Source organism: Clostridium sp. AF19-22AC (genome assembly GCF_003479085.1).
GTDB lineage: Bacteria > Bacillota > Clostridia > Lachnospirales > Lachnospiraceae > Faecalicatena_A > Faecalicatena_A orotica.
Window position 1 is genome coordinate 16,568 of sequence record NZ_QUGN01000029.1, and the last position, 17,368, is coordinate 33,935.

The 17,368-nt window shown below is 43.0% G+C and carries 10 protein-coding genes; 1 reads left to right on the forward strand and 9 read right to left on the reverse strand.

The annotated features are described in order from the left end of the window. Nucleotides 1-48: 48 nt before the first annotated feature. The 9 genes from DWX43_RS23285 to DWX43_RS23325 form a co-directional block, all read right to left on the reverse strand. Complete coding sequence (locus DWX43_RS23285) at nucleotides 49-6,279, reverse strand: Ig-like domain-containing protein (RefSeq protein WP_182440801.1); 6,231 nt, start codon at nucleotides 6,277-6,279, stop codon at nucleotides 49-51. Between the two features lie 4 nt (nucleotides 6,280-6,283). Continuing rightward, nucleotides 6,284-6,769, reverse strand: a complete 486-nt coding sequence (locus DWX43_RS23290) for a hypothetical protein (RefSeq protein ID WP_109732765.1) — start codon at nucleotides 6,767-6,769, stop codon at nucleotides 6,284-6,286. 22 nt (nucleotides 6,770-6,791) lie between these two features. Then, complete coding sequence (locus DWX43_RS23295; protein ID WP_118622170.1) at nucleotides 6,792-7,316, reverse strand: hypothetical protein; 525 nt, start codon at nucleotides 7,314-7,316, stop codon at nucleotides 6,792-6,794. Then, on the reverse strand, nucleotides 7,291-9,048 hold the full coding sequence (locus DWX43_RS23300) for a serine/threonine-protein kinase (RefSeq protein WP_109732763.1): 1,758 nt from the start codon (nucleotides 9,046-9,048) through the stop codon (nucleotides 7,291-7,293). The genes DWX43_RS23295 and DWX43_RS23300 overlap by 26 nt, the downstream gene beginning before the upstream one ends. A gap of 11 nt (nucleotides 9,049-9,059) precedes the next feature. After that, nucleotides 9,060-9,842 (reverse strand): protein phosphatase 2C domain-containing protein, encoded by a 783-nt coding sequence (locus DWX43_RS23305; RefSeq protein ID WP_118622172.1) that lies wholly within the window; start codon nucleotides 9,840-9,842, stop codon nucleotides 9,060-9,062. Between the two features lie 66 nt (nucleotides 9,843-9,908). Continuing rightward, the gene (locus DWX43_RS23310) at nucleotides 9,909-11,609 is read right to left on the reverse strand and encodes a trypsin-like peptidase domain-containing protein (protein ID WP_243099453.1); all 1,701 of its coding nucleotides are present in this window, start codon (nucleotides 11,607-11,609) and stop codon (nucleotides 9,909-9,911) included. A gap of 173 nt (nucleotides 11,610-11,782) precedes the next feature. Next, nucleotides 11,783-13,036: an Mbeg1-like protein gene (locus tag DWX43_RS23315; protein ID WP_118622174.1), complete on the reverse strand. Its 1,254-nt coding sequence runs from the start codon at nucleotides 13,034-13,036 to the stop codon at nucleotides 11,783-11,785. Next, on the reverse strand, nucleotides 13,033-13,761 hold the full coding sequence (locus DWX43_RS23320) for a hypothetical protein (protein WP_147356328.1): 729 nt from the start codon (nucleotides 13,759-13,761) through the stop codon (nucleotides 13,033-13,035). Before DWX43_RS23320 ends, DWX43_RS23315 begins: the two co-directional genes overlap by 4 nt. A gap of 491 nt (nucleotides 13,762-14,252) precedes the next feature. After that, on the reverse strand, nucleotides 14,253-15,689 hold the full coding sequence (locus DWX43_RS23325; RefSeq protein ID WP_118622178.1) for a hypothetical protein: 1,437 nt from the start codon (nucleotides 15,687-15,689) through the stop codon (nucleotides 14,253-14,255). A gap of 818 nt (nucleotides 15,690-16,507) precedes the next feature. Here DWX43_RS23325 and DWX43_RS23335 point away from each other — a divergent pair. After that, nucleotides 16,508-17,368, forward strand: an 861-nt coding sequence (locus DWX43_RS23335; protein WP_118622232.1) for an Rpn family recombination-promoting nuclease/putative transposase, incomplete at its 3' end; no start/stop codon positions are given.

The window sequence follows — 17,368 nt, forward strand, 5'->3', positions numbered from 1 at the left end:
TCTTTCATACCACCTTAGCGGTGGAAGTCATTTCCCGAAGTAACTATTTTACTTTTCAGCTGGTTTCCGGTTCGTCTTCTTTTTCCTTGAAATTAGGATAACGAGTACGGCCACAAGGGCTGCCAGTCCGACAGATGAGCCCACTACTAATGGTGTGTTTCTGTAGAACTGTACCAGAAGGTTTGCTGTAATCAGCACGCGGATTTCAGAGGTCTCGGCTGTATTGCCTGCCGCGTCTGTGGCTAATGCCCTGATCTCCTGCCAGTTACTGGAATCTGTCAGTGAGAACGGAATCTCGCCCTTCTGCTTCAGGATTTCTTTCGCATTGTAGCTCTTTGAGGTATTCTCTTTTCCGTCCACATCTACTTTCAGGCTGTCCATTGCCACATTATCAGCAACAGTGATCGTAATGTCACGGCTGTTCGTCCTGTACTGACCGTCATTCTCTACTCCGGTAATAACTACCGTTGGTTTTGTCTTATCAATTACAAACTCAATATCTGACTCTTTTACTTTATTATTTACTTCATTATTCGCACGGTCCTTCGAATCAATTGTAATATTATAGAGACCTTCCCGTTCGAAGTTGGAAGCTTTCATTGTGTACTGGTAGCTCTTCCATGATGCCTCGTTTCCGCTTTCCTTCACAGTATAATCTTTACCTTTTTCAAGATTTACCAGTTCCCCGTCCAGTCCGTAGGAGATTCCATTGTGGACCAGTGTATCTACATTGATCTCCGTAACAATCAGATCCTGCTCCTGGTTGGAGTAGTACTGATCCAGAAATGCTTTTGTAGCATCGCCGAAGATAAAGTTGGATCCAAAACGGTTTACTGAGAACATGACTGATTTTTCATCTGTATTTCCGGCCATATCCGTCACCTGCGCGGTCAGTGTATATACATCATCCACTGACTCCTTACGCTCGAAGTCTGCCATCTTAATACTCTCGCCGTTCGGGATCGAGGAGCGCGTTCCGCTGACTGTACGCTCGGAATGCTTTGGTCCTTTGATCGTAAGCTTAACCGCGGATGCATCGTAATTTACATCACTGTATTTCACACCCGGCGCTACCACGCCGTTGTTTGCAGACTTATCCCTAATATCAAAGATTTCGATCTCTGGCTTCGTCTGGTCAACCGTAAACTTATCCTGCGTGTAAGCCGTTGCCGGGTTTCCTGCAAGGTCTGTATAGTTGATGGTGAAGGAATAATCTCCGTCCGCAGCGAAATTTATCGTTGCCGTATGGCTGTCGCCGCTCGTTGACCATCCGTTCACTCCCGGTGTACTGATCCCCTGTGACTGAAGACTAGCTGATATCGCTGCCTGTACCTCGGAACCATTGAAGTTGTGCTCATTCACCGTGATCGTAGCGGTACGCGGCTTGTCGTAGTAGGTCCCGTTGGCCGCACTGTTGTTGTCATATGCCACACTGATTGTCGGGGCGGTCTGGTCGATGGTGAACTCGTCGACTTGTGTGTAATTTGAACGCTTTCCGGCAAGGTCTGTACAGTTTAAGGTCAATGTGTAGTCACCGTCCGCAGCAAATGTCACGGTACATGTATTGGTCGCGTAGTCAGATACCCCTGCATCCGCACTTCTGCTCCACCCGCTGATAGACGGCTGCACCCCGTCTGTGTTGGTTATATCAAACTGTACGGCAGACTCATCAAAGTTTCTTTCGGTAACAATGACGGTGGCTGTCCTTACCGCATTGTAGTATTTCCCATTGGACGGGTTGTTTAGATCATACTTTACTTCAATCGTCGGTGCCGTAATATCAATCTTTAGTGGAACTATTTCGCTTTGATACTCATTTCCTGAGAAGTCAAGTGCATGGATCTGTACACGTACATCATTGCTGTTAAACTGGCTGGCCGGAATCGTAATATTACCGCTCCATTCCTGATTTCCCTGTCTTCTGTCCTGACTGTTGTCAAGCAGGGTACTCGTTATGCTCTCCGTAACATTTCCTGTTGCATTGACTGTGTACCAGACTTTTTCCAAACCTGAATATGTGCCGTTTTCTGTCGGGTCAGACACATCTACATGCAGCGTCACATCACCGCCAAATACATCATCCTTATACGGTGTACTCAAATTCTGAATATTGATTAATGGCTTCACATCGTCTGCAACTGCACCGTTCGTCGGATATATGAATCTGACATTGCCTGCCCTGTCAATGATCCTTTCGTATACAACATACTGTTCATTCGGCTCAACCATGAATTCCATACTATTGATCCACTTCTCATCTGCAAGGCCCTCAACCTCTGCCTGTGAGATCGGTTCTGCGGTCTTATAATATGCTGTGGACTTCACACCTGCTGTAACATCATCTGAAGTCAGTTCCACTTGATATGCACTGTTTTTAAAAATATTAAACGTAATGACATTCCATACAATATCCCAGAAACTCTGCTTATCAATAGAGATCGTACCGTTTGGCAGCGTCTTGTCTACAGTCAGGTAATGGGGGGCATATACAGCCTCATTTCCCGCAAGGTCCCTGTAAGTAAAACCGAAGGTATAGTTGGCATCCTTTTCAAAGGTAAGATTCGTCTCTGCCGTAATTACATTGTAGGACCAGTTACCGCCGGTCTCTGCAAGCTTCTGATAATCCAGTATTCCATCTGGGGCCTCTGTCCCTTTAGTCACTGAAAAATCGATCTGTTCTGGATCTGTTGAAAATGTTTTTCCGCCCATCCAGAAGTTCTTTTCTGTGATTGTTATCTTTGCATTCACAGTCTGGTTTTTATAAGTTCTATTCTCCGTACCATCCCTATCTGACGTAGTAAATCCTGTGCCGCCTGACGTATAAATTACATCGATAACAGGCGCCGTGTGGTCAATCGTAAACTCTGTCACTGCAGCGGAATCTTCTGTCCTGCCCGCCCTGTCTTTACAATGTGGGGTAATCGTGTAGTCACCGTCTTCGGCAAACCTTAACTGAAGCTTGCAGACTCTTTTGTCGGTGAAGTCCTTATCCTCGGTTCCTTCCTGCGTATCCTCAATTTTCCGGTCGACCCATTCGATTCCCAGCGCCTCTAATTCATCCAGTGTACATGTAAACTGATTACCATCTTTCACAACATCAAATGTAAGTCCGTCTTTAGCCGGATCTTTTTCAATGTTCCGCTCGGTATACGTAATGGTCATGAGGCTGTCTTTTCCGATTGGATAATATTTTTCATTTTCTGCATCTTCTTTGTTATATGTGACCTTAATTTCAGGATTTACTGTATCGATCTTAATATCCTTTACACAATCTACAACAGGGTCTGCATCTTTAGATGGATCACCTTTTGATGCATTATCATAAACTTCTATCCTCATGGAAACATGATTACTGTTATTCTTATCGGACGTAATCATTCCTTTGAGTGACATCACCGAAAGATCTTTCAAATCCTGAATAGAATATTTATCCTTTTTCAGATCAATGGTATAGGAATTCTGATAGACTGTACCGTTCTTCCCGCCTGCAACCTGCTTGCCGTCACAGGTAACTGTTACCTTAATCTGCCCCAGGCCTGACAGGAAATCTCCCTTATCAGTAACCGTCAGATCATAGGGAACATCACCGTCATAATATGCCTTTTCCTCCATCTCAAGGCTGATCACCGGAAGTTCCTGTTCAATGACCATTCCGTTTGATACATAGACGTCCATGTTGCTCACATTGTCACATGTTCTTACAAAAACGATATAATTATTCTCTATTTCTTCTTTTGAACTGCCACTCCCTACCGTAATGGTATTCCCGCTTCCCGTCACCCAGTCAGCGCTTGTCAGGCTACTGATCTTTTCCTTAACTGCTGCTTCTGTCAGGTCATCGTCCGTGATATCTTTGCCTGCTTTCCAGATGTAGTACTTCCATTCCTTTACTCCGCTGCCCTCTCCGGAATCATCTTTTTCAGAAATGTCTATCGTTTCCACATAAGTCTTGTTGTCGAATTTACCAAATGTAATGGCAGAAAGAGCCTTTTTTACAACGCCCGCATTTCTAAGGCCAGTAAACTCAACGACCGGAGACTGATTATCCACACGTACGATGTCAAAACGGTTGGCTTTCTCCTCATTATTTGTACCGGATGTACTATACGTGCGTGTCACAGAATCATCCGGCCCCTTCTGCAGCCATATGGAGCCGTCCTGTAAGTTAATGTACTGTACTTCATCTGCATGTTGTGTGAAGGTTATGCCATCATCCGAAGCATTAGTCCTGACTCCGTTTTCACCATACTGGACCATAACCGTCTTATAATAATCCTGATATTCCGATTTTACACCCAGCTTTAAAACTGCATCTTTGGATACCCAGATTTCTTTCGGGTTTCCGCTGCTGTCTCTTCTCACATCGATCCGTGAATCACTCGATGTCACATCAATATATTTTAGGATATCTCCATCGCTGATCTTCTGTGCTTCCACCTTCAGATTAGCAAGGTTCTGTTCCTTTTCCTCTATCTGATACTCATAATTTTTTCCCGGATTCCCTTTTAATGCATCATCCAAAAGAGCCGGTACAATGATGCTTTTTCTGATTTCTCCTACATTTAAATCACTGCTGTTGAAAGGAGCCCTGAAGGTAATATTGGGAAGTTTTTCTGGCTTGTCTGTACCGATATATCCTGAGTCTCCATCAATCTTACCGTTATTTCCAACCAGTTTAACGAACCCGTCTTTGCTTTCAATCTCCTGCTTTAAATCATCATAGCTTCTTCCATACTGGACAGCTATATCCTTGTTGTCTAATGTCAGATAAACAGGACGTTTCTTAATTGTCACTTGAGTCATTACAGAATCCGTGTCTGTAAATCCTTTTGTTAGTATATAGTCGGCGTGTCCTGCCGCATCCTTAATGTCATAAGATTTTGAAGCATCTACCGAGTAGGCTTTGTTTTCGCCGGCATTCGCTTCCTCCAGTTTTGCGTCGAGTACCACTTTATAGTTATTGTTTTTTGTTAACGAGCCTTCGATTTTAAGAGCTGTATCTTCACTGTAAATACGCTCGATACTTTTTGTCCAATTGTCGAATTGATTCAGAGAAGTAATTTCGCTCTGATTTACGATAACCTTATATTCCAATGGGGTTGTAGCCACGTAATCATTCTGTGCCGCAGCTGTTACCTTAATCACCACACACTTGTCTGTTTCTCCGGCAGTTGCATGGTTTACAGTAACCTTGCCGTCACTGCCTACTGATACAAGGTCCGTATTGCTGGATTCATAAGTAAGAGTTCTTTCCTTTACCGTATCTGGATCAACCGGAACCGTAAATTCCTTCCCGCCCGGGTCCCCGAATGTGACTGTTTTCTCTGTTTTCATTAATTTAAGCGGCACATTCTTCGTAAATGTTCCGATGACCTGATCCACTGTTTTATCCTGATACTTATCACTGTTACGGAATTCTGCACTGACTGTATATGTTCCGCCTAAATATTCATCAGTATTCACGGTATACTCTACGCTATTAGACGGGAGTGTTACGGTCTGAGCAAATACTTGTGCACTGTTTTTTGTAATCTCAAATACAATTTCACCATTCGCATTTCCCAGGTTAGCTCCCTCTAAAGAGCATGTTATTGTTGTCTGATTCTCACGTTCCTCCGGCAGTACTTTGATGGAGATATCTCCAATATCTATTTTGTTAACCTGTACTGAAACGGTGGCGTTTCCACTTCCTTTATTGTTGGAAACGGTAATATCCGTTTGTCCCGCTTTATGTGCTTTGATTGTGAAGCTTCCTTCGCCCGTCTTCGTGACTGATGCGATTGTGGGATCTGCTGGATCCGCAGAATATTCTGCCCTCTCTACTACATTCTCTACCGCAAATGAAGCGGTACCGTCTGCATCCATTTCAATGTTCGTCTGGCTCACCTGTATGGCTGAAAAAGTCAGCTCAGCAGACACCAGATTTGCATCCTGATTGTTTTCGTCCGGGGTGATTGTCCCCAGATATTCCTCATATCCACTCTTTGTAATCTTGTAGGAATATTCCTCCCCAGCCTCAAGTCCAATGATATACTCCTGTTTAACATTGGGTTGTACGGTCTGCCCATTCCCCTCATCTCCGGTCTTATATACCAGAATATAAGGTTCCGTTATGCTGTTTTTTTCCGTATCTTTTACGATAAATTCGACATCTACCGTAGCAGCGTCTTCCGCACGTACAGTAACAACCGCTTCCGGCAGAATTCCGGAGAATGCCAGCAAAACTGCCAGCAGCAGCGCACAGACCCTTTCTTTTAATTCTTTTCCTTTACTTTTCATGTCCTTATCCCTTTCTCTCATCGTGTTTCATGCTTTGATGCCCTTTTTTACAGTTCCATATATATTGATAGATTTTCCCGTTTAATAAAAAGTGTGCATACACTCCGGCCAGTGTCATTAGCAAAAAAAACACTGCGATATACTGGCTTATGGTTACATGGAGTGCACAGTATACTGTTCCTGCTATTGACAGGATCATTACAGTATCCATAACCGCCGCCGGCGGGTTACTGAAAAACCTAAGTGCAGACGGAATCTTCTTTTCGTGAATATTCTCTGTTATCAGTGTTTTTCCCTTTTTATATAAAAACAGATAACCTGTCACTCCTGCTATCAGGCCTGCCCAGAATAAAATTCCGGCTACATAGCCAATCGGACTTAAGTTCCCTTCATCACCTGCTGAAAACGGAACTAGTATCACCATACAGGCAGATATGATAAATGCCGCCAGAATTAGCAAAAAATGTTTTTTTATGCTTGCTGTCCTCATCCTTATCCAACTCCTTTATCTGCTATAAGACCACGTCCGTGTGTACCCACATGGTTTCTTTTATGATTTTGAACGGTCCCGGCAATGTAACCTCCGGCTCTGCCGCCTGCTTCTGTAAATTCTGTGACAGCACAGTCGTTTCTTCTGACTGGTACAGAAGCGTGGTCTCCTGAGATCCGTCCCCCCCCAGAGGTTCCGTAATCTGCCCTGGCTGTGCTCCCGCATGAACTGACTCCTGATGCACCCTTGCTTCTGCCTGTACATTCAGATTCGGGGCAGTCACCGGATAGCTTATTCTCTCTTCAGGACTCAATGACGACGGTGTGTGCGAAACCATGTCCTGTCTGAGTTTTCCTGTCTTTGCATTGATCTCTTCCATCTTTTGAATGGTCTTTTTTGCCCCGCGTCCCGTCTTCATGTCTATGATTCCACGGATATTGAACCTGAAAAACAGGACACATGATACTGCGAAAAAAATGCAAGCAAGGATCAGACATACAGTAAACCCGGTATGGTAAATATTAATCATTTTCTCCAGTTCCTGCATCCTTTGTCCCTCCTGTTTTACTATTTATATCCGTCCCCCGGTCTGTGTACGCAATGTTCACCTGTGTTCTTGCCCAGTCAATATTTCCCAGTATTTTTTCCTTCAGATTTTCGATATCTGTCCGGTCACTTTCATTCAGAACGATAATATCTGTCTCCAGTCTGGACTGTGTTTTGTCCAACTGTGCTGTAAGTTCCTCGCTGGTAACACCCGCGGCCTTGAAGCTCAATGGATTCTGCCCGATCTGATAAACCACTTCGTTGTACATAACAAGGGCAGTCTTCACATTATCCATTTCAACAAGGTTCCCGCTGACAAGCTCCGTTAAATCTTTCCAGTAATCTTTATAAGTCGTTGTACTGTCCCCGGCTTTGTTGCTGCTGTGCAGATTGGCATAGTACCCTGCAATCCTTCCGAGCCTTTTTGCACGCTCAACCTTATTACTATCGAGTGTATCGCTGGCTGAAGCGATATCAAACCATGCCTGAGACATCTGCTGGTTTCCGCTTCCCTCATAATAGTAATAATAGGCAAGGCCCATCTGGAAGGCAAAATCGTCATACGCTTCCTTATCCGCTTCCAGATAACTTTCACATGTCCGGTTTCCGCTTCCTTTATACCCAAGGATTTCTGTCATTTTTGCTGCCTCATCCTGTGTAAAATTATCGTCGTCCAGAAATGCTTTGTTCAGCAGATCTATATACCCCTGAGCCTCCCCCGGATTCAGATAAATCGCACTTTTATAATTTTCAATCCGTTCCTCTATCGTTCCGGCAGACACCGCATTTTTTAAATACTGGGTATAACTGCTCTTCGTCGTTGATGTTTCTGCCACTTTGAATCCCACGCATACAGCAAGGGATACGACGGTCAGTATAGAAGTAGCCAGAAACGTCCGCCATTTCCGGTTCTGTTTTACTTTATATTCATGGTCCAGTTCCCCATAATGTTCCAGAGCGTACATCAGCTCGGCACAGGACTGGTAACGGTCATTCGGATTTTTCTGCGTACACTTCAGAATAATCTCTTCCAACCCGGATGAAAGATTCGGGTTCCACTGGCGGATCGGATACATTTCGTAGGGCGGCATGCACGGGTTATGTCCTGTTATCAGGTGGTACAATGTCGCCCCCAGACAATAGATATCCGTCCTCGCATCTGTCTGCCCCTGCCCGCCGAACTGCTCCGGGGCCGCGTACCCCTGTGTTCCGAGACAGGTTGTATCCGCAAGACTGGCTGATTTATATTCTCTTGCGGTACCAAAATCAATAATCATGATATTCCCGTCCGGCTTCAGCATTACGTTCGATGGCTTCATGTCCCTGTATATGATCGGCGGGACTCTGGAGTGCAGATATCCCAGAACATCACAGATTTGTTTTGCCCACTCGATGACTTTTTCCTGCGGCTGCGCCCCTTCCCTGTTCAGGGCTTCACTCAGAGGCTTCCCTTCTATATAATCCATGACAATCAGGAATGTATCCTCACAGTCAATCACGTCGATGATACTGGGCAGGTTCGGATGGTTCAGTCTTTTTAAAATATCCGTCTCGGCAATCAGATTCTGTTTAACTACCTCGTAATTTGATACTCCGTCTTTTCGTATCTCTTTGATCGCCCAGGGTTTGTTCGCCCGCTCATTCATGGCAAGGTAGACAATGCTCATTCCACCCTGGCCGATCTTATTTAATATTTTGTATTTTCCATCTACGATGGAGCCTATCTCAAGCATCTCTCATTCCTCTAATCCGTTTTTATAATTACTACGGAAATGTTATCGCTTTCTTTTCTCTGCTTATTCAGTTCTGTACAGTAGATTGCAGCATCCCGCATCGATTTTTCATCCGTAAGTAACCGCGGGTTTAATATTTTTACAAATTCTTCATCTGTAATGAGATGGCGGAATCCGTCAGAACAGAGGATGAAAACTTCGTCCTTCTGATACTCTCCCTGATAAAAATCGGGAATCACAACCTGGCTGGCTCCCACGCACTGCAGCAGCACATTCCTTTGAGGATGGTTCCTCGCCTCCTCCGGTGTCATGCGCCCCTCGTCCATTTCCCGCTGGACATATGTCTGGTCCCTGGTAATCTGGTGCAGGCTTTCATTCAAAATATAAATCCGTGAATCTCCCACATTGACAATATAATACTGATGGTCTATCAGCAGCAGGGCCACCAGTGTCGTCCCGCACGGCGCATGAAATCCGGCGCCATAATCTGCAATCCTGTGGTTTACCTGATCAATCAGTTCATTCCAGCTCTTTTGCAGAGAATTGTAATTAATTTCCTTTGCCTGCCTTTCTTCATATAAAATAAAAGGCAGCTCTTTTTCAAACCACTCAGAAAATGCCCTAATCAGAGCAGCACTGGCGACCTCACCCTTTGCAAGGCCGCCCATTCCATCACAGATGACGGAGAGAAGTACCTCTCCGTAATCTGTAGATGCCTGCTTGATTAAGACAGAATCTTGATTGGTATCTTTTTTTATTCCTACATCGCTGTGTGCAATACTTAAAAACCCCATCTAAAGTCTCCTGCCGTATCTGTTCATAAGCTTGAACAGGTACCTTCTGCTTTACTCTTATTTTGCCTATGATAAATGAAATTCAAATTCTTCATCTGATAATTTTAAAACAGACTGATCAGATAATAAGGTTTCCTTATGAGGGCTCAATTGAATCCCGTTTACAAATGTAAAGTTTGTAGCACCCTGGTCGGTTACATAATAATCGGCGCCTTTTTTCACTATCTCACAATGAACACGGCTTACAGAAGTATTATCTGATATACAGTAATTCACCTTTCTTCTTTCTTTTCCGAGCTTAAAGTTCTGTACATTGACTGCAATCTTCTCTCCGTTCTTTTTGCGGATCAGATATGCACTGCCGGCATTGCTCAGCAGTGTTGTCTCTCCTGCCCCTGCGTCGAGCAGCGTCGTTTCCCCTGCCCCTTCCGGCATTGTCTGAGGCTGTGGTGAAGGGCCGGGCTTCGCAAAACTGTCTACTGCACCATATCCGTCATTGCCGTTCATATTTGAAGGAATCGGTCCTGGATTCGGCCTTGGCCCAGATGCCGGTCCCGGGTTCGGAACCTGTGAAGACTTCTTCTTTTTGCCTGACATCACGACTGCCACAATGATAATAACAACCAGTAATACGACTGCGGCAACAATGAAGATAATCATCATCATGTTCGGACCTGATTTTTCCTCAAGATTCGTAATTGCATCGTTCAGGTCATCTGTTGCGCCCTGAATCGCAGCCGCCTCTGCGGAATCGTTTGCCAATACTGCTTCTGCTGCCCCGATGCTGTCGTTGAGGGCGCTTACAGTTTCTTCTGTATAGTTCTCTACGTCTACAGCTTTCGCTTCATCCACTGCTGACTGGAGTTCGGCTAGGATGGCGGTGTTGTCAGGTTTCTTTTCCTCTTCTGTTTCTTCTGCCACTTCTCCCGAAGTCTCTGTTGAATCTGTTATATTACCATCAGAAATGCCTCCAGCAGGACCTGTTACATATGGTATGCCGAATGTATCCAGTCCTTTTTTTATGTAATTGATCTGAATAGAATAATTTTTCTTTCCTGCAATAAATGTATTGAGGCCGACTACATTATCATCTTTATCTAAGAGAGGGCCTCCGGAATTTCCAAGGTTCAGCGGCGCTGTATGTTCAATAATATCCACATTGCCTGTAACCGTCAGTTTGGATATCGCTCCTTCAACTGTTGAAACATCATCTTTTGTATTGTAATTTTTTGTGCTGACTGAGTCTGCCGGAAATCCCATTGCATAAACAGTATCTTTAGTCTGTATAGCATCACTGTCTCCAAGTGCAACCGGCTTTCTGTCATAAATCTTTTCCGCAAGCTTTACAGCCGCGAAATCCATATCGGAACTGTTTACACTGTCATGCATAGTTGCAGCGACCTTCATATCACGGTTTACATAAAGATATAATTTGATATGGCTGTCAGTTGCCTGCATATCAGGAATACCGCTTATTTCCCTGAGATCATTGAGTTCGTCCTGATCAAATACTGTAACAACATGCTTATTTGTCAGTACATATTCATCATTAATCAGGAAACATGTTCCGCCCTTATATGGATGGTAAGTTCCGTTATCATCCTCGATCCCGAGTGTCATTAGCATGATACTGTCCCTCGGATCATCCGTCGCAGTCAGATTATTCGTTTCATCCTCTGCCATTACCGGAAGTGTCATCATCAGCATCATGCACAGTGCAACTGCTAATGTTAAAATCCGTCTTGCCTTTTCTCTTAATGTTTTCATAAACTAGCCCTCCTACATGGTTTTTGGGAAATCTCCCATTCTTAATGAACCATTCCTTATCTTATGGTGAATCTCCCGATATGATATGATTATGCTTATCGTATATTTGGCAACCACAAGTTACAATATGTGGCAGCTTTTGTGGACACACTTTTTTCACATATTTTCCATTTTTAGGTATAATTATCCACAATTTTAACTTCATAAGACCGGTAACACTGTGTACAATCCCTTCCGGTCTGGCAGTAAATATCCATTTTCCGTGCATCCTGTTCAATACTGTTTGTTAACCCCCACAGCTTTAACTTTACATATCCGGCCGCAATGGAATCAAAAGCCAGCTCTCTCTGGATCTTTTCCACTCCCTCTTTGATCTCTTTTAAACCGGAACTGATTTCTGCCAGTTCTTCGATCTCCCGGTCCACTGCATATATATTCACCTCGAACTGTGCCTGACGGCCTCCTGAAGAAAGGATATCTGTCCACTGCTTCCACAGGTTTTCAAATCCATCTTTGATGGCGTCAATTGTATTGAATAAAACAGCGGCTGCTCCACCCGTAATCAAAAATAGGGAATAGTCGAGTGCCTCTGACAACGGGTCTGCCAAAGAGGCAAACCAGTCTTTTTTCCCATATACGGCATTTCCATTTTCATCAAATTTCACAACATTGTATGTGTCATGACGCCAGAGCATGGACTCCAACAGCCCCTTGCCTTTCGGTGTATCCGCCTCTAATGTCCGGAAATCAGATCCCGGAACCCGGTTGAGAAGGCCGCCGCACCAGCTCCACTGATAGTGAGTGATTATCCCCTTTGACTTCCCAATATCATTCGCGTGTGCAATTAAATACTGCTTTGAAAAACCAGGGCCGTCCAGATTTACACACTGGCTGATTTTATTCCTCATCCCGTCCGGCGCCGTGATCGCTGCATGTTCTGCCAGATTTCCTCCCAGTGAATGGCCTGTCAGTCCAAAATTGTCATACTGACCGCCGTACTTCCTGTAAATATCCTCCATATACTTTTGTGCCGTTGCCTGCTGTGGCGTCAGTATACTATTTGCCAGTCCAATATCCGACTGAATCCAGTCCTTCTGGATGTCATCCCAGCTTTCAGATTCACTTCCCCTGAAGGCAACCAGTGCATCGCCGTCCCCACTGTCCAGCAGGCAGGCATACATACCACTGCTGCTCTGGTTATCCCGTATATCGCGAATCTTCCAGTTTCCACACTCCTGACTGACCGGGTTTTCGTTTATCCTGTCAAGAAGCTTCTGGATCGTGTCTTTCCTGTCCCCTTCCGCCGCCTCCAGCTCCATATCCAGCAGTTCCCTTACCGTATACTGTCCGGAATCCACTGCATCGCGGTCAAAATCTATGTATGCAATCTGCGATGCTATAATCATCTGAATATCCCGGTAACTCATAAATAATCACCTGCCATTTCACGAAACTGTGTTTCACTCACCTGAATCACCCCGTTTTCAAAAGGCAGTGTGACAGGCTCCGTATGTTCCAGTACCTCGTCAAATTCATAATCCACTTTTGCGGTTTCCGTCAGATAAGCTTGTACTTGTTTTAGCACCTTTTCGTTGGTTATATAGAGCTTTAAATTTCCGCTCATACATTCCAGTCCGGCAAATGTATTTGCAAGTGCCTGATAAGCCTGCGCTATATTTTTTTCTGCCGGATAGTAAATAAGGTACACTGCAAAACGGTTCTTTGTTTTTATGGACATAAAATCCTGCATACTCATGTCTGCCTGAACCGAATCAATGGATTTACTAACTGCCTGCACTTTTACCTGAAGGTACCCTGTAAGGCCGCCCAGATTCCTTTCTATCTGCTCTTCCGCCGCACGGCACACCCTCGACGCCACATATTCGTCTGTAATAAAAGAACCGTCAACCGCCGCCTTTGCCTCAAACAAGATATCCGGGTGTTCGGTGGAAAATGCCAGCACTTCATAATAATCACTCATGCTTTCCTGCCCCAGATACTTCTCGACTTCAAACTCTTCATGGTACTTCTCATTCAGCATTTGAACTGCCTGTGCTTCCTGCTCCTTCCTATTTGGAACACACGCTGTCAGATCTACTGCTGCAATACTCATTACAATCACCCCCGCTATTATGCTCTTTAACATCTTCATAACTTTTCTTACCTCTGCTTTTCTATGCCCGAAGGGCATGTGTTACGGTAACCTTGAATCATTACTATTCACGGGGCCGTGCACCGCGCTGCACGGCATCCGAGCCAATAAAGTGATGGCCTCGGGCATCTGATCTACGCTTCGCTGCGGTCCGTGCTGAACATGCGCCACTGGCGCATAGCCCCCTCGCCTTTAGGCGACTTAAAATGATACCAGATGCCGTTACTATGCATGGCCTCTGGCCGTGAATAGTAACCTTGAATCTACTATAAATAATGTTTAATGAAATTTGATCGACTTCTGATAAATGACCCGTTTTACTGATAAACGGCAGATGTGAATGGAGATGAGGAGATTTTTTGACAGATAAATGAGGTTCATACTATGTATAGCAGGAAGATAAGCTGCTTATTCCCAAAAGAGGGCCATCGCTAACACGACAGCCCTCTTTTAGGAATCTAAAAATGGTGAAAATTCTGACTTACTAATTTTTATTCCAGAAATGTTTCAGATTCATAAACACCATTTAATTTATCATTATAAATTACAAAACCATAATATACCCCATCAATTGGTTCCTGACATATATATACATTATTATCTTTAGCTATTAAATCACAACCTGCTTTTTCTTCTATTTCCTCTATTGACATTCCAAAAGTGAACGTTTCATTTCGACTTCCTCCAACTTGCAAATATATTTCAGTTAATTTTTTATTCTGGTTAAAAGCCAAAAAATATTGAGATGAATCAATTTCTATAGAATATTTATTATCAAACGGAATCCACGAGTATGGAATCCCATTTTTATTCAGGATATATTCTACATCTTTAACACTCATTCTCCATTTTAATTTCTCGAGTACCCTTCGGGTCTCCGGTTCAGAATACTCAGCTAAAGCAACAGGAACAAAGATGTCTGAATAAGTATGCGTTGTTTCAAACTCCAAATCTCCTGTTATGGCGATTGTTTTCTCCTTATCACCAAGTCCTCTGCCGACTGCCATGATTGTTTCATCATTGAGTACTGCAAACGTATTAAAAATGTATGTTGTTTCGCTCTGTGCCCTATCAGGGATTTCATCCTCTTCGCTATTAAAAGTTATTTGTTCCGGCCACACCATTTTAACATTGTCCAGAACTTTTTGTGGCTGTCTCAAATAATCGTCTTTTGATACTGTTGTTCCACACTCTCCAAAGATATTTAATCCCCAAGTATACAACTCGTTAGCCGTACTGATAGCTGCCCCTGTTGTATTTCCTGTTGTCACATATTTACAATCTTCTAATATTTTTTTGGGTGAATGAAATAACATTTTTTTTGGATTTTTATCGTCTTCCTGAACTTTCCAAGACAATTCGTCATCTGCATAGTGTTTGTAATCTTCATACTTATTCAGTTTCTGCGTACTATATGTGCTTCGATATTGTCCCCACCACCATACAGTCCCATCCTCTTTTAACGCAACTATTGCTTCCCTTCCAGCCCTGGCGTAAGAAACATCAGACATCAGCAAAACTGGAGATTCTACTTTTACATAGTCTTCTATAGTATATGAAATATTATCACTATACTCCTGCCCAAGCAATCCTAGCATATTTAACCCCATTCCATATAATTCTCCATCAGTAGTAAGATAGATGCAAAAATAACCATTCTCAGAACAGTCCATAGATACAACATCAGAGGCAATTTTTACTGGGACAGAATAAAAAATATCTAAATCATCGTTAATTCCATTTCCCAACTGCCCATACTGATTGTAGCCATATCCCCAAAAATCTGCATTACTATCTATATAATAGTGATTAAAAATGTTTACTTTATTTGTAATATAGTAATTAGATAAATTGAACTTTTTACCTAAATCTACCGTATCTATTGACCTGACCCTGAATGTCGCAGCACTTTGATCCCTATATGACAAATTCATTGTTTTTTGAGCAGATATAAATAATATCAAAACTAATAATAAAATGGATAAAAGTATTATAACAACATATTTCCTTTTAGATTTTTTAACACAATGTTTTCACCTTCCCTTCTATGAGTTGATAATATAACAATTTAACTGGTAATTATATGTATGGTTTTCTTTTATTCTACTTTTTTTCTAAATATGCAGCAATAAGTTTTTCAATTTTTTTGATATTGGTATAAAATAAGCGGCATTTTCAATAATGCTTAATGTCTCATTCGTAATATAGAACATAATTATTGTTTCTCTTAAAGGAATCGTCTGAACATCTGTAAAGATAATCGCACCTTCATAATGGTAAACATAATATTGGCGGCTTCCAACGGTCACAAGGCTGACAGCCGCATCTGTTTTCCTTAAATGAAAAGCAAAACTGCTGATCTTTTGTTTTATGCCACAAAGATAGATGGTTCGGTTTGCTTGACATAAGGATTGACATAAAATGCCTAATAACAATGTACAAGAAAATCTGGCATAATTTTAGGACTCCTATTTCGTCATATTGCCTAATTGCTCTTTTCCTTATCCCATGCTATACTCTCATCAGAAACTTCGAAAGGTATTCACCTTTCATTTTTCAATCGGCAGTTCGTCGATTTACCCAATTAATTACCTATTAGAACCGCAGAAAATAAACCAGTACACTACATTTTGAAGGGATACCTGTCTTTTACATATCGGTATTTCGTGATATGATAATAGTAAATCAGAAGAACTCCTTACATGTGTACCATTCGTTTTCTGCACAGGAAAGGAGATTTCATTTTATGACCCAAAGCAACTTTATTATGTTACCCACTGTAGACTTTTGTTTCAAGGAACTGATGCAGAACCCCAAAGTCAGGAAAGGCTTTATTTCAGCCCTTCTCAATCTTCCCCCAGAAGACGTCGAAGACACAGTCCTCTTACCCACGTTGCTTTCGAGAGACTCGGCCGATGACAAGCTGGGAATTATGGATGTACGGGTACTGCTAAGAGACGGGACGCAGATGAACATGGAAATGCAGGTCAAATACTTTGAATACTGGGATGAACGCGCCTTGTTCTACCTTAGTAAGATGTTTGACAGTCAGATCCATAAAGGCGAGTCCTATGAAAAGCTGCAAAAGTGTATTCATGTAAGTATTTTAGACTTTATCCATTTTCCGAATGACAAAGAATGTTACCGCAGGATTCATTTCCGGGATGACAGCACCTATGATCTGTATTCCGATAAAATGGAGCTTCAGATATTGGAACTGAAAAAGCTACCTTCAGATGTAAAGACCAGCCAGGATGTTCTTACATGGATGAAGTTCTTCAGTGGAAAAAGCAGAAAGGAGTTTCAGACTATGGCTAAGACAAACGAATATCTCGATGAAGCATACAATACACTGCTCAATCTGAGTGCCGACGAGAAGAAACGTCTAGAATATGAGGCCCGGGAAAAAGCATTAAAAGATTATAATACCCAGATCAGCAGTGCTGAAAAGAGGGGACTTAAAGCCGGGGAGGAAATGGGACGCAAGGCTGGGGAAGAAGCCGGAATGCGTAAAGGCAAAGAGTTGGGCGTTCAAGAGGCCCGTCAGGTTTTCAAACTATATATGCAGGGCAAATCACTGGAAGAAATTGCGGACCTCTGCAATATC

What these genes read in the sequence shown, in the direction of transcription:
- DWX43_RS23285 (WP_182440801.1), bottom strand. Translation starts at nt 6,279, where the DNA reads ATGAAAAGTAAAGGAAAAGAATTAAAAGAAAGGGTCTGTGCGCTGCTG.
- DWX43_RS23290 (WP_109732765.1), bottom strand. Translation starts at nt 6,769, where the DNA reads ATGAGGACAGCAAGCATAAAAAAACATTTTTTGCTAATTCTGGCGGCA.
- DWX43_RS23295 (WP_118622170.1), bottom strand. Translation starts at nt 7,316, where the DNA reads ATGCAGGAACTGGAGAAAATGATTAATATTTACCATACCGGGTTTACT.
- DWX43_RS23300 (WP_109732763.1), bottom strand. Translation starts at nt 9,048, where the DNA reads ATGCTTGAGATAGGCTCCATCGTAGATGGAAAATACAAAATATTAAAT.
- DWX43_RS23305 (WP_118622172.1), bottom strand. Translation starts at nt 9,842, where the DNA reads ATGGGGTTTTTAAGTATTGCACACAGCGATGTAGGAATAAAAAAAGAT.
- DWX43_RS23310 (WP_243099453.1), bottom strand. Translation starts at nt 11,609, where the DNA reads ATGAAAACATTAAGAGAAAAGGCAAGACGGATTTTAACATTAGCAGTT.
- DWX43_RS23315 (WP_118622174.1), bottom strand. Translation starts at nt 13,036, where the DNA reads ATGAGTTACCGGGATATTCAGATGATTATAGCATCGCAGATTGCATAC.
- DWX43_RS23320 (WP_147356328.1), bottom strand. Translation starts at nt 13,761, where the DNA reads ATGAAGATGTTAAAGAGCATAATAGCGGGGGTGATTGTAATGAGTATT.